At 62.0% G+C, this 20,607-nt stretch carries 22 protein-coding genes; 16 read left to right on the forward strand and 6 right to left on the reverse strand.

From position 1 onward, the window contains the following. The first annotated feature begins 113 nt into the window (after positions 1-113). The 4 genes from AABB87_RS21630 (at position 114) to AABB87_RS21645 (ending at position 4,571) form a co-directional block, all read left to right on the forward strand. Positions 114-938, forward strand: coding sequence for a DsbA family protein (locus AABB87_RS21630; protein ID WP_341973382.1), 825 nt, complete (start codon positions 114-116; stop codon positions 936-938). A gap of 34 nt (positions 939-972) precedes the next feature. Continuing rightward, a complete protein-coding gene (locus AABB87_RS21635; protein WP_341973383.1) occupies positions 973-2,868 on the forward strand; it encodes an RICIN domain-containing protein in 1,896 nt (631 codons plus the stop codon). 99 nt (positions 2,869-2,967) lie between these two features. Further along, complete coding sequence (locus tag AABB87_RS21640) at positions 2,968-3,813, forward strand: sterol desaturase family protein (protein ID WP_341973384.1); 846 nt, start codon at positions 2,968-2,970, stop codon at positions 3,811-3,813. A gap of 98 nt (positions 3,814-3,911) precedes the next feature. Next, positions 3,912-4,571, forward strand: coding sequence for a hypothetical protein (locus AABB87_RS21645; RefSeq protein WP_341973385.1), 660 nt, complete (start codon positions 3,912-3,914; stop codon positions 4,569-4,571). A gap of 38 nt (positions 4,572-4,609) precedes the next feature. On the opposite strand, the gene AABB87_RS21650 is transcribed toward AABB87_RS21645, so the two are convergent. From AABB87_RS21650 to AABB87_RS21665, 4 genes are all read right to left on the reverse strand, one after another. After that, a complete protein-coding gene (locus AABB87_RS21650) occupies positions 4,610-5,332 on the reverse strand; it encodes an ABC transporter ATP-binding protein (protein WP_058718818.1) in 723 nt (240 codons plus the stop codon). 17 nt (positions 5,333-5,349) lie between these two features. Next, positions 5,350-7,278 (reverse strand): ABC transporter permease subunit, encoded by a 1,929-nt coding sequence (locus AABB87_RS21655; protein ID WP_341973453.1) that lies wholly within the window; start codon positions 7,276-7,278, stop codon positions 5,350-5,352. Between the two features lie 123 nt (positions 7,279-7,401). Further along, positions 7,402-8,277 carry a branched-chain amino acid ABC transporter permease gene (locus AABB87_RS21660; protein ID WP_341973386.1) on the reverse strand — a complete coding sequence of 292 codons (876 nt, stop codon included), beginning with the start codon at positions 8,275-8,277 and terminating at the stop codon, positions 7,402-7,404. Positions 8,278-8,504: 227 nt separating this feature from the next. Further along, a complete protein-coding gene (locus tag AABB87_RS21665; protein ID WP_341973387.1) occupies positions 8,505-9,740 on the reverse strand; it encodes an ABC transporter substrate-binding protein in 1,236 nt (411 codons plus the stop codon). Positions 9,741-9,919: 179 nt separating this feature from the next. On the opposite strand from AABB87_RS21665, the gene AABB87_RS21670 reads away from it, so the two are divergent. The 3 genes from AABB87_RS21670 (at position 9,920) to AABB87_RS21680 (ending at position 12,873) form a co-directional block, all read left to right on the forward strand. Beyond that, positions 9,920-10,768: a PA4780 family RIO1-like protein kinase gene (locus AABB87_RS21670; RefSeq protein WP_341973389.1), complete on the forward strand. Its 849-nt coding sequence runs from the start codon at positions 9,920-9,922 to the stop codon at positions 10,766-10,768. 449 nt (positions 10,769-11,217) lie between these two features. Beyond that, positions 11,218-11,847 carry a DUF4145 domain-containing protein gene (locus AABB87_RS21675; RefSeq protein ID WP_341973455.1) on the forward strand — a complete coding sequence of 210 codons (630 nt, stop codon included), beginning with the start codon at positions 11,218-11,220 and terminating at the stop codon, positions 11,845-11,847. Between the two features lie 183 nt (positions 11,848-12,030). Then, a complete protein-coding gene (locus tag AABB87_RS21680; RefSeq protein WP_341973391.1) occupies positions 12,031-12,873 on the forward strand; it encodes a hypothetical protein in 843 nt (280 codons plus the stop codon). 23 nt (positions 12,874-12,896) lie between these two features. Here AABB87_RS21680 and AABB87_RS21685 read toward each other — a convergent pair whose 3' ends face one another. Further along, complete coding sequence (locus AABB87_RS21685; protein WP_341973392.1) at positions 12,897-13,235, reverse strand: helix-turn-helix domain-containing protein; 339 nt, start codon at positions 13,233-13,235, stop codon at positions 12,897-12,899. 111 nt (positions 13,236-13,346) lie between these two features. Here AABB87_RS21685 and AABB87_RS21690 point away from each other — a divergent pair, with 111 nt between their 5' ends. The 9 genes from AABB87_RS21690 to AABB87_RS21730 all read left to right on the forward strand — a co-directional run bounded on the left by AABB87_RS21690 (position 13,347) and on the right by AABB87_RS21730 (position 19,035). Then, positions 13,347-14,237, forward strand: coding sequence for an MBL fold metallo-hydrolase (locus AABB87_RS21690; protein ID WP_341973393.1), 891 nt, complete (start codon positions 13,347-13,349; stop codon positions 14,235-14,237). 77 nt (positions 14,238-14,314) lie between these two features. Beyond that, a complete protein-coding gene (locus tag AABB87_RS21695) occupies positions 14,315-15,001 on the forward strand; it encodes a DsbA family protein (protein WP_341973394.1) in 687 nt (228 codons plus the stop codon). 20 nt (positions 15,002-15,021) lie between these two features. Further along, the gene (locus tag AABB87_RS21700; protein ID WP_341973395.1) at positions 15,022-15,414 is read left to right on the forward strand and encodes a nuclear transport factor 2 family protein; all 393 of its coding nucleotides are present in this window, start codon (positions 15,022-15,024) and stop codon (positions 15,412-15,414) included. Between the two features lie 335 nt (positions 15,415-15,749). Beyond that, on the forward strand, positions 15,750-15,977 hold the full coding sequence (locus AABB87_RS21705) for a hypothetical protein (RefSeq protein WP_341973396.1): 228 nt from the start codon (positions 15,750-15,752) through the stop codon (positions 15,975-15,977). Between the two features lie 175 nt (positions 15,978-16,152). After that, the gene (locus AABB87_RS21710; protein WP_341973397.1) at positions 16,153-16,512 is read left to right on the forward strand and encodes a hypothetical protein; all 360 of its coding nucleotides are present in this window, start codon (positions 16,153-16,155) and stop codon (positions 16,510-16,512) included. A gap of 193 nt (positions 16,513-16,705) precedes the next feature. After that, positions 16,706-17,089, forward strand: coding sequence for a YegJ family protein (locus tag AABB87_RS21715; RefSeq protein ID WP_341973398.1), 384 nt, complete (start codon positions 16,706-16,708; stop codon positions 17,087-17,089). 57 nt (positions 17,090-17,146) lie between these two features. Beyond that, positions 17,147-17,677: a hypothetical protein gene (locus AABB87_RS21720; RefSeq protein ID WP_341973399.1), complete on the forward strand. Its 531-nt coding sequence runs from the start codon at positions 17,147-17,149 to the stop codon at positions 17,675-17,677. A gap of 116 nt (positions 17,678-17,793) precedes the next feature. After that, positions 17,794-18,435 carry an esterase/lipase family protein gene (locus AABB87_RS21725; protein ID WP_341973401.1) on the forward strand — a complete coding sequence of 214 codons (642 nt, stop codon included), beginning with the start codon at positions 17,794-17,796 and terminating at the stop codon, positions 18,433-18,435. Between the two features lie 132 nt (positions 18,436-18,567). Beyond that, complete coding sequence (locus AABB87_RS21730) at positions 18,568-19,035, forward strand: hypothetical protein (protein WP_341973402.1); 468 nt, start codon at positions 18,568-18,570, stop codon at positions 19,033-19,035. Between the two features lie 36 nt (positions 19,036-19,071). Here the strand turns inward: AABB87_RS21730 and AABB87_RS21735 are convergent, their stop codons facing one another. After that, on the reverse strand, positions 19,072-20,469 hold the full coding sequence (locus AABB87_RS21735; protein ID WP_341973403.1) for an HD-GYP domain-containing protein: 1,398 nt from the start codon (positions 20,467-20,469) through the stop codon (positions 19,072-19,074). Positions 20,470-20,607: the final 138 nt, after the last annotated feature.

Below are 20,607 nucleotides of genomic sequence, written 5' to 3' on the forward strand. Positions count from 1 at the left end.
GGGCTGGTCATGCTGGCTTGGCGCCGCCGCAAGCTGAGCTGATGCTCAGTTGACGTCCAGGGCCGGCAGCCGGCCCATCCATCCCAGACAACCTTTGCCAGCCAGGAGCTGCCATGCTTTCACTTTCAACAATCCCTGCCGCGCGCAGGCTGAGCGCGCCCTTGCTGGCGGCGCTGAGCTTGGCGCTGCCGGGCGGCGCGGCCATCGCGCAGACCGGCGCGCCAGCCAAGTCAGCCCCGTCAACTCAGGCCATCGAGCAAGTCGTCATCAAGCTGCTCAAGAGCCGGCCCGAGCTGGTGCGCGAAGCGCTGGACGAGTTGCAGCGGCGCGAGCTGGCTGGCCATGCCCAGCAGGAGAGCAAGGCCCTCGCCGCTTCTGCCAAAGCCATTGCCGACGCATCTGACGCCACGGTCTTGGGCAACCCGGCCGGCGATGTGACCCTGGTGGAGTTCATCGATTACCACTGCGGCTATTGCAAGAAGCTGGCCCCCAGCATCGAGGCCTTGATCCAGCGCGATAGTCAGCTGCGCGTGCTGGTCAAACACCTGCCCATCCTCGGGCCTGAGTCGATTGCGGCGGCGCAACTGGCCTTGTCTGCAGGCCAGGGCAGCACGGCGCAGCAGGTGCACAAGGCCTTGCTGAGCGCTGATTCGATTGACGCAGCCAGCCTGCAGGCCATCAGCCGCCAGTTCGGCCTCAAACCGGTGGACGTGGTGGCAGTGAACCGCCAACTCGGTGAGGTGCGCGTGCTGTCTGAGCGGCTGGGTATCCAGGGCACGCCGGCCATCGTCGTCGGCGATGTGATGTTTCGGGGGGCTGTCGGCACCGAACAACTTGCCGCAGCGATCGACGCGGCGCGGCGAGCTCAGTCGGCCAAGTCAGCCAAGGCGGGAAGCAAGCCGGGGGCTGAAATCCGCCGCGTGGCGCGGCCCACTTGATCGTCCCCCTCTTGCACTCATCGGAGTCATTACCATGAATTGGTTTTCTCGCTTCTTGATCACGCTGCTGGCGACCGGCGCCTTCGCGTCGGCGCAAGCCGCTGATACCTCCTACAACGTCGTCGCCAGCAACGGCCAATGCCTGGACAGCAGCGGCGTTCTCAGCCCATGCGGCAAGGCCGAGCAGCGCTTCGTCTTCGGTGCTGACGGGACGGTCTATCTGCCCGGCAGCGACGGCAAGCGCTATTTGCTGGGCAATCTGTTTGCGAGCAAGACGGTCAGCTTCAGCACCGCGCTGTCCACCGGCAATGCCAGCACCTACTGGAGCCGCCCCGGCGGCAATCAACTGCAACTCAGCCAAACCCGGGCGATGTCGGCGATGTGCTTGTCATGGCAGTTGGTGGGCACTGTGAAGCCAGGCGTGCTGAGCGCCGAACTCGCGCTGTGCTCGGCCACGGCAGCCAACCAGAAGTGGAGCTTGGCCAACCCATTGCCAGTCGACTTGGCCGACGCCAGCAAGACCCAGGTCAGGAGCAGCACGCGCAACTGCTTGCAGCAGGTGGACTTCACATCGCCGCTGTCGACCAGCAAGTTGAGCGTGTCGGCATGTACGGGGACGGCAAAGAGCGAGTACTTTCGCTTCACCAACCAGGGCGCCATCGTGTTGAACGGCTATTGCCTGACGACATCGGGCGATGCGGGCTCCGCCGTCGGCCTGGGCAGTTGTGGCGAGACCGGTGTGCCGCCCGCACCCAATCAGAAGTGGAAGCGCGGCAGCAACTCCAGCATTGTGTCGCCCAGCGGCCTGTGCCTGAGTCAAAAAGGGACTGGCGTCGTCCTTGAGTCCTGCGATGCCGGCAATGTGCTCCAGTACTGGAGCACCAGCAGCGTCGTGGCCAACAACTGGCCGCAGGGCCTGGCCGACAAGCCCACCACCTATGTCAAGGACCAAACCTTGAGCGCTGGGCAGGTGACGACGATCGTCAACTGGATTCAGGGTGAAACCTCGATCAGCAGCACCCCGTTCTGCTACAAGACTGCAGCCTACGACCGAGGTGTTGGCATCTTGCCCGGCTGCGCTGACGGCCAGTATCAGGACGGCGCTCTGTGCTATTCCAACTGCCGCAGCGGCTACCACCCCGTCGGCTCGGTGTGCTGGAGCGACCGCAAGCTCTCCTACCAGCCGGGCAAGCACTGCACGGCGCGAGACGCGCTGGGCACCTGCTGGGCCTGGGCGATGAACAGATGCGACGAGGGCTATACCGGTGACCGGATTGCCACCTGCTGGCTCAACAAGCCCTCGTATCAAAACGGCGCCGGCAGCTTGCTGAAATCGTGCAAGTCCAATCGCGAGTTGCAAGCCGGTCTGTGCTATCTCAAACCCCGCGAAGGCTATCAGTGCAACGTCACCAACTGCAACCAGCGTTGCGCCTCGGGCCTCGCCGATTGCGGCGCGGCAGCTTGCGCCAGCAACGCCAACCAATGCGTCAACACCATCAGCAATATGGTGGTCAGCACGGCCATGATGATTGGCAGCTTTGCCACGGCGGGCGCGATGGGCGAGGCCAAAGTTGCGGCGATGACCGCCAAAGAGGCCTACAAAATTGCCGACACCGCTGAGAAGTTGGCGAGTGCCACCGTCACGCTGTCGAGCAACATCAACAATTTCATGAACCTGGCAGAGAAGAATTTGGCTTCGATTTCGAGCACCGACATCGAGGCCAAGATTGCCGCCAGATACCCACGAGATTCGGCCGACTATCGGCACATCGCCCGTGAATGGGCGGCGCGGCAGATGCTGTTCTACATCTCCGACCTGATCAAGGATCTCGACACCATCATCATCACCTCGGTGGACCCGAGCGGCATCACCGGTGTCATCGATGCCTTTGCCAAGCCGCCCTGCAAGGACCACACACCCATGCCCTGAGGATGAGCGCCACGCGCCCGACTTCAGGGGGCATGGCCATTGCACAGGGCTGCAGGTCCGACGCGCAAGCGCGGCATTCGATGCCAACAGGGGAAAGCCATGGACCTTGTGCCCGAAGCCTTGCCCTGGTTGCTGGCCCTGGCCGGCCTGGTCTTGTTCTGCGCGAGCCTGGAGGGCCTGCTGCGCAGCTATGTGCTGCACCTGCCCTACGACTGGCGGGCTTTTGCAGCGTCCATCGCAGATTTTGCGGGCCGTCGCTTGATTGATGGACTCGGCCTGACCTTGGCTGCGCCACTGCTGAACTGGGCCTATATGAACAGGCTGCAGACGCTTGAACTGGACGGACCGCAAGCCTACCTGCTGCTCTTTATCGGACAAGAGTTCTGCTACTACGGCTACCACCGCGCAGCCCACCGCGTGCGCTGGTTCTGGGCCACGCATGCGGTGCACCATTCATCGAATGAGCTCAACCTCTGCGCCGCGGTGCGCCTGGGCTGGACCGGCAAGCTCAGCGGCACGGCGGTATTCTTTGCGCCCTTGATCTGGCTGGGCTTTGCACCGACGACCGTGGCGGCGGCAGTGGCGGCCAATCTGCTCTATCAGTTCTGGCTGCACGCCAGTTGGATACCCAAGCTGGGGCCGCTTGAGTGGGTCTTCAACACGCCCTCTCACCACCGCGTGCACCACGGCAGCAATACCGAATACCTAGACGCCAATTTCGGCGGCGTGCTGATCGTGTTTGACCGCTTGTTCGGCAGCTTTGTGGAAGAGCGTGCCGATATCGCCATCCGCTATGGGCTGAACCCTCCGCTGCTCAGCCACAACCCCGTTCACATCGCCACCCACGCCTGGGTGGCTTTGGCCCGAGATCTTTGGCGTACCGGCAGTTGCTGGCGGGCTGTGAAGTTGCTTCTGGGGCCGCCGGGAGGCAAGCACAAGCCTTGAATCGCCGCAATGCCCACTGCCCGCACTAGCGATGAGCACACGCCCTACGCAGAATAGCTGCCACAGTTGAAACACTCGCGAGCCGGGCATCTCATTCAATGAACCAAGAAGTCACAGGACCACTCGTCCAACTCGAAAGAAGCAGCTTCAGCCGCTCAAAATCAATCGGGCTTGTCGTCGCCCTTGCCATTGCGAGTACGTCCGTCACAGCCAGCGATCAAACCGACACTTTGAAGCAGGCAACGCTTCGAGATGTCAGTACGCTTTTGAACGTATTCAAGACATCTAAGCTGCCTAACCAGCAAACCGTCATTGACCAGACCAAGGCACAGCTGATCGGCCACAAATGCGTCGACATTGATGGTCGCGTTTTCAACCCACCTTTTACCGAGCACCGTTGTCGAAGCGATTTCCTCGACATCCATTCCTTAGCTCTAAAGGACCTGCAACTCGTTGAAATCAGCCCTTTGAACTCGAAGAAGTTCCACACCAGTTGGCTTCGCACCAAGCCTAGCCAACGCATTTGCATCACCCTCAAAGAACTGGAGAATCTTGCAGGCGCTGTCGGAGTCCGCAGTCCATCGTCTGTAGGCTTTGTCGTGCCTGGCTCCACGGCACCCGCGGTAGTTCAGAGTGAGTACCTCAGCATCTCAATCCCGGAGACCAATGACCGCGTATCGCTAGGCCTGCAGGAAAAGGGGAACTGCGTGCGTCAGATAACTTTCGAAAAAAGCACTTTGCCGCTAATGGCGCTGTGAGATTTCCGCCAGCCCGGCCGAATAGACGCGAGGCCGCCTCAATGCCCGCCGCCCAAATACGCCGCCTTCACCGCCGGGTCATCACGCAGCTTCTCGGCAGGGCCGTGCAAGGAGATGCGGCCGTTTTCCAGCACATAGCCGTAGTCGGCCACGCCTAGCGCGGCAGCGGCGAATTGTTCGACCAGCAGCATGGTCACGCCCTGCTCCTTGAGCCGCGCGATGATGCGGAAGACTTCCGCCACCAGAATCGGCGCCAAGCCCATCGATGGCTCGTCCAGCAGCATCACATCGGGGTTGAGCATGGTGGCGCGGGCCATGGCCAGCATTTGCTGCTCGCCGCCGGAGAGCGTGCCGGCCAATTGCTCGCGGCGCTCTTTCAGGCGCGGGAAGAGTTCCATCGCGCGCTCCAGATCGGCCGCCACATCGCCCTTGGGCCGGCTGCCGGTGTAGCGCGGGAAGGCGCCCAGGCGCAGGTTGTCGGTCACCGTCATGGTGGCAAACACGCGCCGGCCTTCGGGTGAATGGGCCAGGCCGCGGCGGGCGATGTCGTAGGACTCCATACCGTCGATGCGCTTGCCGTTCAGGCTGATCTCACCCGCCGTGGGCGCGATCATGCCGCTAACGGCACGCATGGTGGTGGTCTTGCCGGCGCCGTTGGAGCCGATCAAGGTAACGACCTTGCCCTTGGGCACGTGCATGGAAATGCCATGCAGCACTTGCACCTTGCCGTAGCCGGCGCTGAGATTCTTGATTTCAAGCATGTCAGAAGTCCTTCAACTCAAGAGGCTTGGCCACCGAGGTAAGCCTCGATGACTTTTTCATCCGCTTGCACCGCAGCGGGCAGGCCCTCGGCAATCTTCTGGCCGAAGTCCAGCACCGAGACGGTGTCGCACATGCTCATCACCACATCCATATGGTGCTCGATCAAGATCACGGTCACGCCATGCTCGCGGATCTTGCGGATGATGGCGATCAGCTCCTTGATGTCGGGCGCGGTCAGGCCGGCCGCTGGCTCGTCCAGCAGCAGCAGCTGAGGGTCCAGCGCCAGTGCGCGGGCAATTTCCAGCAGGCGCTGCTTGCCGTAAGGCAGGTTGCGGGCTTCTTCGCCGGCCAGGTCGGCCAGGCCCACAAAGCGCAGCAGGCCCAGCGCCCGCGCGGTGTTTTCGCGGTTCTCGCGCAAGTAGCGCGGCAGGTGCAGGGCCACATCGAGCAGATTGCTCTTGAAGCTGTGATGCAGGCCGACCAGCACGTTCTGCAAGGCGCTCATCTCACCAAACAGCTGCACGTTCTGGAAGGTGCGCGCAATGCCCGAGAGCGCGATGTCTGACGAGGTGCGCCCACCCAGGCTGCGGCCACCAAAGCTCACCGTGCCGGCGGTGGGCACATAGATGCCCGTCAGCACATTCATCATCGTGCTCTTGCCCGAGCCGTTCGGGCCGATCAGGCCGTGGATGGTGCCGCGCTTGACGAGCAAGTCCACATTGTTCAGCGCCTTCAGGCCGCCAAACTGCATCAAGACCTGATTGGCTTGCAGCAAGTCATCACCGGCCGTGCCGCCGGGGTGGCCCAGCGCATCGCCCTTGCTGGGCAGATTCACGGCGTCATCGGCATCGCTGGCGGCATGGCCGCGCAGGTTCAGCGCGTTACGCACAAAGCCGACGATGCCGTCTTGCAGGTAGTACACAACGAACAAGGTGATCAGGCCGAACACCGACAAGCGCCAGTCCGTCATGGTCTGCAGCTTGAAGGACAGCGCCGCCAGCGCTACGCTGCCCACCACCGGAATGGCGGCAGCCTGCAAGGTGGACTTGCCACGCTTGAGCGCCACGCCCGAGGCCACCATCACGATCACCGCGAGCAGCACCGAAACGATGCGGAATAACTCCAGGTCATCCAGCAGTTTGGGCAGCATCACGATGATGGCCGCACCTAACAGCGCACCTGTGCGGGTCTTGCGTCCGCCCATGATGATGGCCAGCAGGAACAGCACCGTCTGCTCAAAGTTATAGGTATTGGGCGAGATGTACTGCTCGGAGTACGCATACAGCGCGCCCGCCAAACCGGCCAGACCCGCGCTGATCACAAAGGCGTACACCTTGTAGCGATACACCGACACGCCCATGCAGTCCGACGCCACCGGGCTGCCGCGCAAGGCCTCAAACGCGCGGCCCAGGTGCGAGCGCAGCACGCGGTGCACAAACACCAGCGAAGCCAGCAGCATCACCGCCACCACCCAGTAGTACTCAGTCTCATCCAGCTGATGGCCGAAGAGGCTGGGCTTGGTCAGCGTGATGCCCATCGGGCCTTCGGTCAGGAAGGTCATCTCGTTGATGAGGATCTGAATGATGGTGCCGAAGGCCAATGTGACCATGGCCAGATACGGCCCCATCACCCGCAGCGCCGGCAGTGCCAACAAGGCGCCGAAGCCCGCCGTCACCAGAATCGCCGCCGGCAGCGTGATCCACAGCGGCGCCGCCAACTTGAACACCAGCACACCGGCCGTGTAAGCGCCAATGCCGAACAGGCCCGCATGGCCCAGCGACACCTGCCCCGTGTAGCCCACCACAATGTCCAGGCCGAACAGCACGATCGCGTAGATCATGATGGTCTCGACCAAGTGGATGTAGTACGGGTTGCCGGAGATCAGCGGGAAGGCAGCCAGGGCCGCGATGGCCACGGCGCCTGCAACAAATTTCTTAGCATTGATCATCATGTTCCCGTCAGTTGAGGGCAGTGCCATTCGCTGCGCTCGAATGGTCTGCCCCGCAATTCCTAATCAGTTGGGGACAGAGCTACTCGCTTCGCTCGATCGGTCTGTCCCGCAAAGTCCTCAAACTTTTTTGATCGCTGTCTTGCCGAACAGACCCGCCGGCTTCACCGCCAGCACGATCAAGAGCAGCACCAAGCCCGGCACATCCTTGTAGCCGGTGGACAGGTAGAAGCCCGTGGTGGTCTCCACCACGCCCAGAATCACACCGCCGACGATGATGCCCATGCCGCTGGTCAGGCCGCCGATGATGGCCACCGCAAAGGCCTTCAGCCCCAGCACCGCGCCCATGGTGGCGCCGGTCAACGTCAGCGGCGCAATCAGCACACCGGCGAAGGCCGCCGTCATCGAAGACAAGGCGTAGGAAAACGTGATCACCAAGCCGGTGTTGATGCCCATCAGCTTGGCCGCGTCGCGGTCATTGAAGGTGGCCACCACGGCCTTGCCGTAAATGCTGCGGCGGTTGAACAGCTCCACCGCCAACATCATGAAGAGCGCGCCCACCACCACCAAGATTTCCATCGGCAGCACATTGGCGCCCAGGAAGTGCAGAGGCGATTCAGGCAGCGGCGAAGGGAACTTCAAGTCGTCGCGGCCCCAGACGTTTTCAGCCACGTTCTTGAAGATGATGCCCAGCGCGATGGTGGACATGATCCAGCCAAACTCTGACTTCATCTTGATGGCGGGCCGCACACCAATGCGCTCCACCACCGCGCCTTGCATAGCGCCGAACAGGCACACCAGCGGAATCATCATCCAGTAGTTCACGCCCCAACCCACCAGCGACAAACCCACCAGCGCGCCCAGCATCAGGGCGTCGCCCTGGCCGAAGTTGAGGGTGTCAGAGGTCGCGAAAGTGAGCTGATAGCCGAAGGCGATGACGGCGTAAATCATGCCCAGGGCAATGCCGCTGAACACGAGTTGGGTCAAGATTTGCATGGCGTGGCCTTGCGTTCAAAAGGAAAACTGAAATTCAAAGGCAAGCACGCGAGCAGACAACCAGACAGACAGTCACGGCATCAAACTTAGCCAGCGGCGGCAGCGATGGGCTTCTTACACCCACGCTGCACACCGGCCAGCCTTCAACTGATTGACTGCCTACTTGGTCGCTCGCTCGCTTGCTCACTCAGCACCGCGCTTGCGTCCGCGCGAGGCGGGCTGACTCATCACTTCTTCTGGCTCAAAGCGCCCTTGGCGTTGACGTCTTTGACGCGCACTTCGGAGGCCTTCTTGAAGTCAGCCTCGTAGGCGTAAACCACGCGCTGGCCCTTGACCTCGCCGAACACCGGGATATTGGCGGTGATGGCCTCATGGTCCGTCTTGGTGAAGGGCTTGTTGTAGGTGGTGACCACGCCTTCCACCGGCGCCTTCAAGTCTTCCAGCGCGGCCTTGACCTTGGGGCCTTCGGTACCACCGGCCTGCTTGATGGCCGCGGCCAGCAGGTAGATGGAGTCATAACCCTGCGCGGCCGAGACCGGCGAGTCGATGCGCGCGTTCTTGGGGTTGAAGGTCTTCAGGTAGTTGATGATGAAGCTCTGGCGCTTGGGCGTTGTGGGCTCTTGGATGAAGGTTTGCGGCATGCGCGCGCCTTCGCCGCCGGGGCCGGCGTTGTCGATGAAGTTGGCCATCGACAAGGTCCAGCTGCCGATCATCGGCACCTTCCAGCCCAGCTTGGTCATGCCGTTGGCAATCTGCGCCAGCTCAGGGCCGATGGCGTAGGTCAGGATGGCTTCAGCCCCCGCCTCCTTGGCCTTGAGCAGCTGGGCGGTCATGTCCACATCCTTGATGTTGAACTTCTCCACCGTCACGGCCTTCACGCCCTTCAGGTCCAGCGCCTTCTCCAAGTCAGCGCGACCAAGCTGGCCGTAGTTGGTGGAGTCCGCCAGGATGGCCACCTTCTTGTAGCCGCGGCGGGCAATCGCCTCTTCCACAATCATCGGCGCCTGAATGCTGTCGTGCGCGGCATTGCGGAAGATGTAGTTCTCCGGCTGGTTGGCGAACTGCTGGGTGATCAAGGAGCCGGTGGCCACATTGTTCATCACCGGGATCTTGGCTTCTTGGTAGAAGCGCTGCGAAGCCAGGGCCACACCGGTGTTGATGTAACCCACCGTGGCGGCGACCTTCTCTTTGTTGATCAGCTCTTGCGCGATCTGCACGCCGCGCTCGTTCTTGGCCTCGTCGTCGCGCTCCACCAGCAGCAGCTGGCGGCCCAGCACGCCGCCGGCCTTGTTGATTTCATCGGCGGCCAGGCGCACGCCATCGCGCATGCTCACGCCCATCGACGAGGAGCCGCCGGTGAAGGGGCCGGACACACCGATCTTGATCGGCTCCGCAGCCAGGGCCGAGAAACTGAAGGCCGCCAAGGCCACAGCGGTCAATGTCTGAGTGATGTGTTTGCTCATGGTGCTTGTCTCTTTCGTGTTGATAGATAGCGCTATGCAAACGGCCCACAACAAACAGGGCGGCGGATGCTGAGCAAAGTATGGGCCTCCGTCTTGCGGCTAGCTGACACTAGGCTTGCTGCTTCGGTACAAACCATGCCCAGACAAACCCTGATGAAACCTGCTGGGACAATGCGCCGATGAAGACACCCAAAAGACTGCAGTCCCTCCTGGAAGAGGGCTTGATTGACAGCGTGCAACGCCAGCTGATGAGCGGCAAGGAAGCGCAGGTGTTCGTGGTGCGCTGCGGCGATGAAACCCGCTGCGCCAAGGTTTACAAGGAAGCCACCCATCGCAGCTTCCGCCAGGCGGTGGACTACACCGAGAACCGCAAGGTCAAAAACAGCCGCGAAGCCCGCGCCATGGCCAAGGGCAGCAAGTTCGGCCGCGAAAAGCAGGAAGAAGCCTGGCAGAACGCCGAGGTCGATGCGCTCTACCGCCTGGCCGCCGCCGGCGTGCGCGTGCCCAAGCCGCATCTATTCTTTGAAGGCGTGCTGCTGATGGAACTGGTGTGCGACGCCGACGGCGCCGCCGCCCCGCGCCTGAACGACAGCCAGTTCACGCCCGAGCAAGCACGCGAGCACCACGCCAGCCTGATCCGCGAAGTGGTGCGCATGCTGTGCGCGGGCGTGGTGCACGGCGACTTGTCCGAATTCAACATCCTGCTGGCGGCAGACGGCCCCGTCATCATCGACCTGCCCCAAGCGGTGGACGCCGCCGGCAACAACCACGCCCAGCGCATGCTGCTGCGCGATGTGGAAAACCTGCGCAACTTCTTCGGCCAGTTCGCCCCCGACCTGCTGCAAAGTGACTACGGCAACGAAATCTGGGCGCTGTACCAGCGCGGCGCCTTGACGGTTGAATCCCCCCTGACCGGCCGCTTTGAGCGCAAAGCCAAGCCCGTGGATCTGCGTGGGGTGATGCGCGAGATCGATGACGCGCGGGATGAGGATGCGGCGAGGCGGCTGAGGATGCAGACGCGGGAGTGATGGGGCGGCATTTGTCCGGCCAGCGCTGAATGCTTTGCCAGCGGGCACCGGCGCGTTAAAGAAGTTGCAAGTGCAAATGCGCCCGACGGCGATGACCAGCACTAGTCAGAGGCCCGACGCCAGCCGCGACTAGGGAATCTCGCTGTGTCGCTCAATCATCGGGAAAGACATCAGTGCTGATCTTCCTTCCATACAAGCTTGTATTGGGTGATGCTGTCGCTCAAAAAAGAGGAAACCTACGGTTTTCCTGAGTAAGCAGACGTTTAACGCTTCACAACAGTGGGCGGCTATGCCACCCGCTGAGCGCGCACGTTAGGCGTCATCGCTACACTTCACAAACCCGCACCCAATCAACTTCCCAGGCGCCAATGGCTGAACTTGTAGCTGACTGCTCCAGATGTGGATCCAAACGCATCACCTTTGACTTGATCCAAGAGAATCTCTTGGGTATGAAGTACGGCTGGCAACAATGGTACGAAGCCTTTTGTGTGTGTAGGCATTGCCGAAAGGCTTCAATCTTCGTGCTGGCCCAGGCAACTGACCCTGACAAGACCATTGTTCACAGGAATGGCCTAGTTAAACTCACAGGAGCGGTCAATCAGTGGATGCGGATAGAAGGCATAGTTAGCAAGAAAGACGATGCGTCAGTAGAGCCGCCGCAACATCTTCCGCAATCGATTGAAGCAGCGTTTCGTGAGGGTGCGATGTGTCTTGCAGTGAGCTGCTACAACGCAGCAGGCACCATGTTTCGCCTTTGCGTGGATCTAGCCACGCAATCCCTACTTCCTGAAGGCGAAGTGACAGGGCTGAACCCGAGAGTAAGGCGCGACCTGGGCCTCAGGCTGCCCTGGCTTTTTACCAACCACATTCTTCCTGCAGCGCTCCACGACCTATCGACGTGCATCAAAGACGACGGCAATGACGGTGCTCACGCCGGCACTCTCGGCAAGGAGGATGCCGAGGACCTTCTGGACTTCACGACCGCTCTGTTGGAACGCCTTTATACCGAGCCGGAAGTTCTGAAACTTGCAAAGGAACGCCGTGAAGCAAGACGTGCCGAAGCAAGGAAGGACTCATAGCTTCTACTGGCAAGTGCAACAGCCAATCAAATACAGGCCATGCTGGCCACCCAGCCATTCCACCGGGCGCTCCTGCCTGTCTGGCGGTTCAACACGGACGAAATTGCTTCGCATTTTTGCCAGTTAACCTAGGCGTTACTGCGCATCCCTTGTGATCATGTTCTATTGCAGCATGGAGACTTGATGCCCTTGCCCTCACACCTTGCCGCCAGCGCAACGCTGGCTTTTCTGTGCTGCACAGGCGGCGCATTGGCGCAATCTGCCGAAACTGCGGTGGACTTCGTCCTTTCCGAGGCGGTGCAGGAGCGTTTGCGAGCCCATGTGCCGGCGCAGCGCCCGCCCAGCCCGCTTGCCTCACTGTCGGCGCAACAGGTGATCGATCACAAAGGAAACTTTGGCAGAAAGGTCGGCGTCAAGATCGAGTTCGTGATGAGCCGCCTGGAGAATGGCCTGACGGGTTCGCAATCCTCGGTGGTCATGGATGGCGGCAAGGGAATGGGCCGAGGCACCGGCCTGTCGCTGTGTGGGCTGATTGGCCTTTTGAGTGACTCGCAGTCCACGACGGACACGTCTTTGACCAGCGCCATACCGATTGGCAAGGTCATCTTGCCCTTTGGCATCAAGTCGAGCGTGGACTTCGCTAGCCGACGCCGCATCGTGGCACTTGAAACCAATGCGCCCTCGCTCTGCATGCCGACAAGCGGACTGGAGTTCAATTTCAAGACCGAGGAAGAGGTGACGATCAAAACATCGGGGCTGTTCGGCCGCACGAATCAGATCAAGCGCGTGCAGGAGTCCAAGTGCCGCGCCGCTGTGGACTTGCAGCCCGCGTCGCAACTGGGGGCCGCACTCGTGGGCGACTACCGTGAGGTGAGCTGCGAAACAGTCTCGGGCGATGGCAAGTTGAGCAAGACCCGCTACGCCCATTTGCTGGCCTCCAGCTTTTACTTGCCCATCGAAGAAATCGACGAGTGGCAAACCGCAACGACGCTCTATCCGAAGGTGTCGTACGGCCAGGCTGAGTAAGGAGCCATATCGCCTAACTCGAACTAGCCGCCAGTGAGCATGCAGTCGCATGCCCAGAGGAACGCGGAATAGGGTCTGAGGAAACACAGAAACACAGGGTCAGAAACACGGGGCCAGGCCTTAAATCTGCAGCGATGCTGGCGCCAGGCCGCCATCCCGGCATCCGTGAGGCTGATCTTTCTCGTGCTGCGGTGAAGCAAGCGCGCACCAAACCAGTCCTCGATGGCGGTGAGATCGCGGCTGAGCATCGCCACCGAGCTCCCCAGAGGCCCAACGGTCCGGGTCAGGCTGCCTCGATCCGCGACTTCAACAAACAAACACATGCACAGCGGTCGGTCGGTCGGTCCATTCGATCGATTCATGCAACAAACAATCAATGATTGGCGGGTTTATCTGCGTTTAGCGAAAAACTAAAGTTCATCCTGTCCCAAGCAAGCAAGCAAACAAGCAAGCTTCCATTCACGGAGAACTCCATGTTTAAGCTCAACAGCATTGCCCGTTTCGTTTTGCCAGCCCTCACGCTCGGCGTTTTGGCAGCCACCGGCGCTGCGGCGCAGACCTCGGCGCCCTTGGCGGTAAAGGTCTACAACGCCGACGGCAACAGCTTCAACGTCAATGCCGTGGTCGTCAGCGGCCAGACCGAAGCCCTCGTGATTGACACCGGCTTCACCCGTGCCGACGCCCTGCGCGTGGCCGCCAATGTGCTCGACAGCGGCAAGACCCTGAAGACCATTTTCATCAGCAATGCCGATCCGGACTTCTACTTCGGCGCCGAAGTGCTCAAAGGCATCTTCCCCAATGCTCAGGTGCTGACCACCCCGGCCGTGCGCGAGAAGCTGCAGGAGAAGCTGGCAGGCAAAGTGGCCTTCTGGTCGCCCAAGATGGGTGCCAATGCGCCGCAAAAGCCCATCGTTCCCGATCTCCTGCAGGGCACGACCCTGAAGGTGGACGGCGAGACCATCGAAGTGCGCGGCACGGTGGGTGAACTGGCCCATCGTCCCTATGTGTGGATCCCGTCCATCAAGACCATCGCCGGCAACATCGCCATTTCCGGCAACAAGCATGTGTGGACGGCGGACACGCAAAAGGCCAGCGAGCATGCGGCCTGGTTGGCTCAGCTGGATGAGATGGAAGCGCTCAAACCCGCGATGGTCGTGCCCGGCCATATGGCGCCCGGCACCGCACTGGATAGCAGCGCCATTGCCTACACGCGCAGCTATCTGCAGCGCTTCAACGCCGAGACCATCAAAGCCAAAACCGGCGCTGAGCTGATCGAGGCGATGAAGAAGGCCTACCCCCAAGCGGAACCGGGCGTTGCGCTCGACATCAGTGCCAAGGTCGCCAAGGGCGAAATGCAGTGGTGATCGGCTGAGCGTCCCTAGCGCCGCCTTCACCGAGCTACCCACTGATCCGCCCACCCACACCGAACCGTTGTTGAATCATGAACAAAACCCGCTTGCATTACATCCATGACCCTTTGTGTGGCTGGTGCTACGGCGCCGCCCCCTTGGTGAAGGCGGCCCGCGAAGTCATCCCCGTGCTCCCCCGGGGCGGCGGGATGATGACGGGCGCGCGGCGCCAGCGCGTGACGGCCGAGTTGCGCAGCTTCGTGATGGCGCACGACGTGAGTGTGGCGCAAGCCAGTGGCCAGCATTTCGGCGAGGGCTACCAAGAAGGCTTGCTGCGCGACGCGACGGCCGTGTTCGATTCCGAGCCGCCGACCGCCGCCATGCTGGCCGCCGAGGGGATGGCAGGGCGCGGGCTGGACCTGCTCGCACAGCTTCAGACGGCGCACTATGTGGACGGCTTGCGCATCGCAGACCGGGCGGTTCTGATCGAGATGGCCGCAGCCATCGGCCTGGACCCCGAGGGCTTTGCGCAAGCCTTGGACCAGCAACTGGGCGGCCCAGTGCAGGCGCACATCAAGGACAGCCGCGCCTTCATGGCACAGGTGGGCGCACAGGGCTTTCCAAGCATGGTGCTCGAAACTGAAGGCGGCTTGCAAACCGTGAATGTTTCCAGTTACCTGGGGCGCCCGCAGGACTTCCAGGCCTGGCTGCGTAGCCGCACGCCCAGCACCCAAGCGGCACCCGCGTTTGGATGTGACGCCAACGGCTGTGCCATTTGAAGAAAAATCAGAGCGCTCTCATGAGAACCAATCTACAAATCATTGCTGATCACTATGCGGCTTCGGCGCGCCAGGATGTCGTCGGCATGATGCTTGACGTCGCGCCCGATGTGGCCTGGACCGAGATGGCCGGCTTCCCCTGCGCCGGCACCTGGACGGGTGTCGATCAGGTCGTCGACAAGGTGTTCAAGGTGCTGGGCAGCGAATGGGAGGGCTACACCTTTGCGCTGGACCAGTTGATCGACGGCGGCGACCAGATCGTGGGCGTTGGCAGCTATCACGGCACTTACCGCAAGACCGGCAAAGCGATGCAAGCGCGCGTGACCCATGTGTGGCGCCTTGCTGGGGGCAAGATCGTCGGTTTCGAGCAATTCACCGACACCTTGTTGGTCGCGCAGGCCATGCGGGACTGATGTCGCAGGGGCCTGTGCACTGGCCTAGGGCAGTGCGCAGGCTGGCCGCCAAGGCGCCGAGCTCCTCTATGAGCGTGCCTCTGCTACGGAAGTGGCGGCAGGCCTTTCCACACCAGTACGCCGCGTCGTCGAGGCCTCCCGAAACACAGGAACACAGCAAACACAGGGGCAGGCCTCAAATCTGTAGTCTCCGCGAGACATCACTGACTTGGCACAGCGTTGCGAGCAATACATTTAGACCTGACCTTGAGTTCCCCGAGTTCCACCCTCCGCGCCGATTCACGACAAACCCTGCCCGTCGCGAGCTTCGCGCCAACTCCCTAAAGCCATTTTTCATGTCGAACTTTGAACGTAAGTGGTGGTTCTTTGCCCCCGTCACCTGCATCGGTGCCTGGCTGACCGTTCAACTCCTGTCCGTGGCCGGCATGTCAATGGGCGCGCTGTCCATCAGCCAGTGGCTTGTGTTCGCGCTGTGCTTCTTTGGCATCCAGCGTGGCCTGTCGTTCGCGGCATGGCTGGTCTTCTTGGCGGTGGCGCCCAAGCTGACGAAGCAAGGCGCCTAAACGTGCGTGAGCTCGTGCGCCTGCGCCGGCAACTGCGACTTCGCACATCGTGGGGCATGGCATCCATCACGCCGACTTCCTCCTGCGCTCGCCGTGCCCCACCAACGCAGTCGCTCGGCATCGACATGAGAGCGCTCGGCCGCTGAGCCGGGCTTCCATCGATACCGCCATTCTTATGCCAGCACTCCTGCTCCTCGCCGCCCTCGTCGCCTTGCTGATTTTCATTGGCTGGGAACGCCGCCGAGCAGCTAGCGGCTCGGTCACACCATTGCCGCGTGCTGCACTCAAGAATGGCTGGCGCGCGAGGCCCTTGCGAAGGTGGAAGTTCAGTGCCGCCCTCGGGCTCTTGCTTGGTGCCATGGCAGCTATTCAGTGGGTCCAGCCGAAAACGCCTCCGTTCACCGGGCGCTTGTCGCAAGTCATGACCTTCTTCCATGCGCAGTTCGGCATCCATGGGGTGTCGTACTTTTGGGCTGCATTTGCGGCGGCCATATTGCTCATCGCCGTTTTTCAGTTCAGGTCTGGCGGTGACTAACTGAATGAACGCTCAGTCAACAAACCGCTGCTGCAATCTGGGCACCATCGACTGCTAATCTGGCGCCCGTTTAGTTTCTGAATGGTGAATAGCGTCGATGCGATCCGGTCTTTTACTTCTGCTGCTAGCACGCCTATTCGGACCGGCTTTTGCCAACGACAACATCGCGGCGGTTCGCGACGCTGATGTGCCAATGAATCAGGCAATTCAGAAGGCGCGAGACTCCCTGGGCGCCTTCATGCAAATCAAAGAGAACCCCAAATCAGGGGCCGAGCGCTTCGAGCTGAAGGTCTCGTTTTCGCGCGAGCTGATGTGGGTGTCGCCCTTTCGTGTGAGTGGGGGCGTCAATGGCAAAGGCGATGGCTTTGAAGGCATTCTGAAAAGCGTGCCTCAGTACAACCCGACGCTGGCGTGGGGCAAGCAGGTCAGCTTCTCGCGGGACCAGATCGTCGATTGGGGCTACACCAAGGACGGCAAGCGGCATGGGCACTTCACCACTTGCGTGCTGCTGGCGCGGGTGAAGGCCGACGAGGCCGCCAAGATTAGCAAGGACATGAAGCTTGAATGCGCGCCATAGGCCAGTTTCTGTGCCGACTCAGCCCCAGTTTCCCGTAAGGCAATAGCCAATTCCACGATGCCCTCAATGCCAAGCCGCGATGCCGACGCCAACGCCGATGCCCCACCCTACTGCATCGACCCCGACCAGTTTCTCGACCTGAGTGGCGCGGTGCCGGTGGGGCGCGAGGACGTGATGGCGGCCTGGGATCGCGCGTATGCGCTTGCGGAGCAGCGGCTGCTTGAGCTGGGCCCCGAGGCGCATTTCTATGTAGTGTTCGGCCTGCAAGGCGCCGGCAAGTCGACCTGGGTGGCCGCGCAGAGCCAGCTGGGGCCGCGCCTGGCGGTGTATCTCTCCGGCCCACTGCCCTCGCGCCGGCACCGCGAGCGGGCCTTGCTGATGGCCGCGCGCGTGGGTTGCCGCAAGCGCATTGGCGTGTGGATCCATGCGCCCTTTGACGTCGCCATGGCGCGGAATGCGCAGCGCAGCGGGCTGGCGCGAATCAAGGAGGAAACCATGCGCCATGTCTTTGAAAGCTTGGAGCCGCCGACGCTGGAGGAAGGCTTTGATGAAGTCATGGTGATCAGTTCCTCGCCCACCCCGGCCTAGGCCAAGGGCGGGCAGCCCTGGTGCGCTACATTCACGCGGGCTGGTGCCGGGCACGCGCTTCGTGGCCACCCAAGTGGATGGATGGGTAGATGGACTGTTAGGAATCAAAGCTCAAGATGCGAGTGCTGTTTGTGGACGGGATTGGCGGCGCGAAGATCTATCGCGGCGAACTGCTGCGGCGCATGGCCCAGAGCGGGCACCAGATCGAACACTTCTCATACCTCACGGCGCGGCACAGCTTCAGCGCCCTGCAGGCCCAGGTTGCGGAGCGCATTCGCGCGATGGCCGCTGGCGGGGACTACGCCCTGATCGGCTATTCCTTCGGTGGTGTGCTGTTGCGTGCCGCCTTGCAGCAAGCCGGGCCAGCCCTCCGGCAGCCTCGGCATTTGTTCTTGCTGGGCTCGCCCTTGCGGGCATCGAAGCTCAGCAAGTCTTTCAGCCGCTGCATTGCCTACCGGATGCTGACGGGTGACTGCGGCCAGGTGGCCGCCTCAGCGCGGCGGATGAATGCGATCAGCCGGCCTGATGTGCCGACCACGTGCATCGTGGGCACCAAGTCCATTGCTGGCCTGGCTCGGCTGGCCGGCCACCGCTCGCGCAACGACGGCATGCTGTCAGAGTCGGAAACCTGCCCGCATGCTTTTGCGGACGCGCATTACCTGAACGAAAGCCATCCGCTGCTGCCCAGCCACGGCGAAGCCATCGCCATCATGTTGGAGCGCCTGGCTCGCATTGAGGGGCGCCCGGTCGGGGGCTGAGGGCGCCCCCAGCGTGCTGCGGCAAGCGCCAATGGGCTGATCTCCCTAACCGTGCAGTTCTTGTGACTGGGACGCGCGCTGCTGCGGCACCGCAGCGTAGGATGAAGTTTTCATCGCGACACGGTCACAGCCATGCCAAGCTCAGCGAAACACCCCGCGCCCGCCAGCGCTAAACGCGCACCAAAGCAGGCCGCCGAGCCGAAGGCCGCGCCAAAGTCCAAGCCCAAGCCCAAGCCCAAGCCCGAAACAAAAGCGCAAGCCAAGCCGGAATCCAAGCCCTTCTTGCGCTTCCACCATTCGCCAGCGCTGCGGGTGAAGACGCTCAAAGTGTTGCTGGCGGTGGAGGCCGCTGAGCAGGCGACGGAGCACGCCGATGCGCTGACGGACCTGGTGCTGAAGCTGACCGATCAGGGCTTGGACCAGTACTTTTTGCAATCGCTCAAGGCCACCAAGGCGAACTTTCTGGTGCAGCAGTCGGCCGCGCTAGGCATGGCGGGCGTGAACAAGCTGATGGGCACGGTCATCCGCAACATCATCGGCCGCATGGACGACAAGCAGTTGCTGGTGGTGTGCGGCCAGATTCGGCAGTTCATGGCCTGAGGGCGCCAACCTCAGGCCAGCCTGGCAGCGATCAACTCACTGGCCGAGGCCTTGCAAGGCCAGTGCAGCTTTCAGGGCTTCAAAGCAGCGCGCGTCGATGGCGGTGCCCACCGTTTCGCCCATGATCTCCAGCGTCTTGGGGATGGGCACGGCGCCGCGGTAGGGCCGCTCGGCGGAGATGGCGTCAAAGATGTCGGCCGTGGTGATGATGCGGGTTTCCAGGCTGATGTCGGCGCCTATCAAACCCTTGGGGTAGCCAGCACCGTCCAGGCGCTCATGGTGGGCGGCGGACACACGGGCCAGCTCCGCGAAGGGCTTGATGCGGCCCAGAATCGCCTCGGTGTACTGGGCGTGCAGCTTGACCTGACCCCACTCTTCTTCATCGAGCTTGCCGGGCTTGTCCAGAATCGCATTGCTAACGCCTAGCTTGCCCACGTCGTGCAGCAAAGCGCCGCGTTTGAGCCAACGCCGGCGCCCATCATCCAGGCCCAGGGTGGCGGCGATGGCGTCCACATACTGCGCCACGCGCATGCTGTGGCCGCTGGTGAAGGGGCTTTTCGAGTCAACCACCTGGCCGAAGGCGGCGGCAATATCGTCCAGATAGTCGTCATCCAGCGGCAGGCGCTGATTGCTGGGCTCCAGCGCGCGCACCATGGCTTCGATGTCGGGCGACTCCATGCAGGCCCAGAAAGCCTTGTCGCTTGCCAAGGACTGGAAGGCCGAGCACAGCTCGGGGTCGAACCAGGTGCCGGTGCGGGCCGACACTTCCTGCAAGGCCGCCGCCGGGCCATCGGCGGTGCGGAAAACGTCGATCACCTGCGACAGCAGGGCGATGCGTGAGTAGAGCGGGATCTGCGGGCCCTTGAGGCCGCTGGGTTTGCCCAGGCCGTTCCAGTGTTCGTCGAGGCCATGAATGCCGTCGGCCACGGTCTCGGGGAAGCGCAGCTGGCGGGCAATGTCGGCGCCGCGCTGGCAGCGGGTTTGAATCAGCTCATGCGCGAGTTCGGGGCCGTTGCGCATGATGTTCATGATGGCGCGAAAGCGATCCGCCATGCCGGCATTCAAACCGGTGTGGCTGAACACAAAGCGCAGCATTTGCGGCAGGCTGTCGCCCACGGTTTTGAAGTCGCGCTTGAACTGCAGATCGTCGGTCAGATACAGCTCGCAGATGCGCGCGGCATTGCTGCTGCAGCCCAGGTCTTTCAAAAGCAAGGTGTAGTACAGCTCCCAAAGCGCTTGCTCTTGCAGGCCGATGGCTTTGCCGATGTGCATGCCGATCCAGCAGCAGCGCACGCAATGGCCTTTGGGCTGGCCTTCGGTGATGTCCAGCGCGTGACTGAGTGAGCCGATGAGTTCGGCCATGGTCAGGCCCATGTCGGCGTCGTGCGTCGTACCAGGCTGCCCGGGCTGCCCGCCGTGCGTGAGTCGTTCCATCCCAGTCCTTCCTCGGTGCGTCACTCTTGCGCCCGATTCTCAGCGAGAACGCGCGCCATCTTTGCGCTTGGCGACGCATGGCCACGCGGACTGTGTGACTTGCAGCCGAGAATGCCGCGGCGCTGCCAGCCACAGGGC

The organism is Roseateles sp. PN1 (assembly GCF_038419725.1).
In the GTDB taxonomy this organism is placed as follows: domain Bacteria; phylum Pseudomonadota; class Gammaproteobacteria; order Burkholderiales; family Burkholderiaceae_C; genus Paucibacter_A.

What these genes read in the sequence shown, in the direction of transcription:
- AABB87_RS21710 (WP_341973397.1), top strand. Translation starts at nt 16,153, where the DNA reads ATGCCAGCACTCCTGCTCCTCGCCGCCCTCGTCGCCTTGCTGATTTTC.
- AABB87_RS21640 (WP_341973384.1), top strand. Translation starts at nt 2,968, where the DNA reads ATGGACCTTGTGCCCGAAGCCTTGCCCTGGTTGCTGGCCCTGGCCGGC.
- AABB87_RS21720 (WP_341973399.1), top strand. Translation starts at nt 17,147, where the DNA reads ATGCCCTCAATGCCAAGCCGCGATGCCGACGCCAACGCCGATGCCCCA.
- AABB87_RS21660 (WP_341973386.1), bottom strand. Translation starts at nt 8,277, where the DNA reads ATGCAAATCTTGACCCAACTCGTGTTCAGCGGCATTGCCCTGGGCATG.
- AABB87_RS21685 (WP_341973392.1), bottom strand. Translation starts at nt 13,235, where the DNA reads ATGAATCGATCGAATGGACCGACCGACCGACCGCTGTGCATGTGTTTG.
- AABB87_RS21730 (WP_341973402.1), top strand. Translation starts at nt 18,568, where the DNA reads ATGCCAAGCTCAGCGAAACACCCCGCGCCCGCCAGCGCTAAACGCGCA.
- AABB87_RS21690 (WP_341973393.1), top strand. Translation starts at nt 13,347, where the DNA reads ATGTTTAAGCTCAACAGCATTGCCCGTTTCGTTTTGCCAGCCCTCACG.
- AABB87_RS21735 (WP_341973403.1), bottom strand. Translation starts at nt 20,469, where the DNA reads ATGGAACGACTCACGCACGGCGGGCAGCCCGGGCAGCCTGGTACGACG.
- AABB87_RS21665 (WP_341973387.1), bottom strand. Translation starts at nt 9,740, where the DNA reads ATGAGCAAACACATCACTCAGACATTGACCGCTGTGGCCTTGGCGGCC.
- AABB87_RS21715 (WP_341973398.1), top strand. Translation starts at nt 16,706, where the DNA reads ATGAATCAGGCAATTCAGAAGGCGCGAGACTCCCTGGGCGCCTTCATG.
- AABB87_RS21630 (WP_341973382.1), top strand. Translation starts at nt 114, where the DNA reads ATGCTTTCACTTTCAACAATCCCTGCCGCGCGCAGGCTGAGCGCGCCC.
- AABB87_RS21725 (WP_341973401.1), top strand. Translation starts at nt 17,794, where the DNA reads ATGCGAGTGCTGTTTGTGGACGGGATTGGCGGCGCGAAGATCTATCGC.
- AABB87_RS21705 (WP_341973396.1), top strand. Translation starts at nt 15,750, where the DNA reads ATGTCGAACTTTGAACGTAAGTGGTGGTTCTTTGCCCCCGTCACCTGC.
- AABB87_RS21645 (WP_341973385.1), top strand. Translation starts at nt 3,912, where the DNA reads ATGAACCAAGAAGTCACAGGACCACTCGTCCAACTCGAAAGAAGCAGC.
- AABB87_RS21675 (WP_341973455.1), top strand. Translation starts at nt 11,218, where the DNA reads ATGAAGTACGGCTGGCAACAATGGTACGAAGCCTTTTGTGTGTGTAGG.
- AABB87_RS21695 (WP_341973394.1), top strand. Translation starts at nt 14,315, where the DNA reads ATGAACAAAACCCGCTTGCATTACATCCATGACCCTTTGTGTGGCTGG.
- AABB87_RS21680 (WP_341973391.1), top strand. Translation starts at nt 12,031, where the DNA reads ATGCCCTTGCCCTCACACCTTGCCGCCAGCGCAACGCTGGCTTTTCTG.
- AABB87_RS21700 (WP_341973395.1), top strand. Translation starts at nt 15,022, where the DNA reads ATGAGAACCAATCTACAAATCATTGCTGATCACTATGCGGCTTCGGCG.
- AABB87_RS21670 (WP_341973389.1), top strand. Translation starts at nt 9,920, where the DNA reads ATGAAGACACCCAAAAGACTGCAGTCCCTCCTGGAAGAGGGCTTGATT.
- AABB87_RS21650 (WP_058718818.1), bottom strand. Translation starts at nt 5,332, where the DNA reads ATGCTTGAAATCAAGAATCTCAGCGCCGGCTACGGCAAGGTGCAAGTG.
- AABB87_RS21635 (WP_341973383.1), top strand. Translation starts at nt 973, where the DNA reads ATGAATTGGTTTTCTCGCTTCTTGATCACGCTGCTGGCGACCGGCGCC.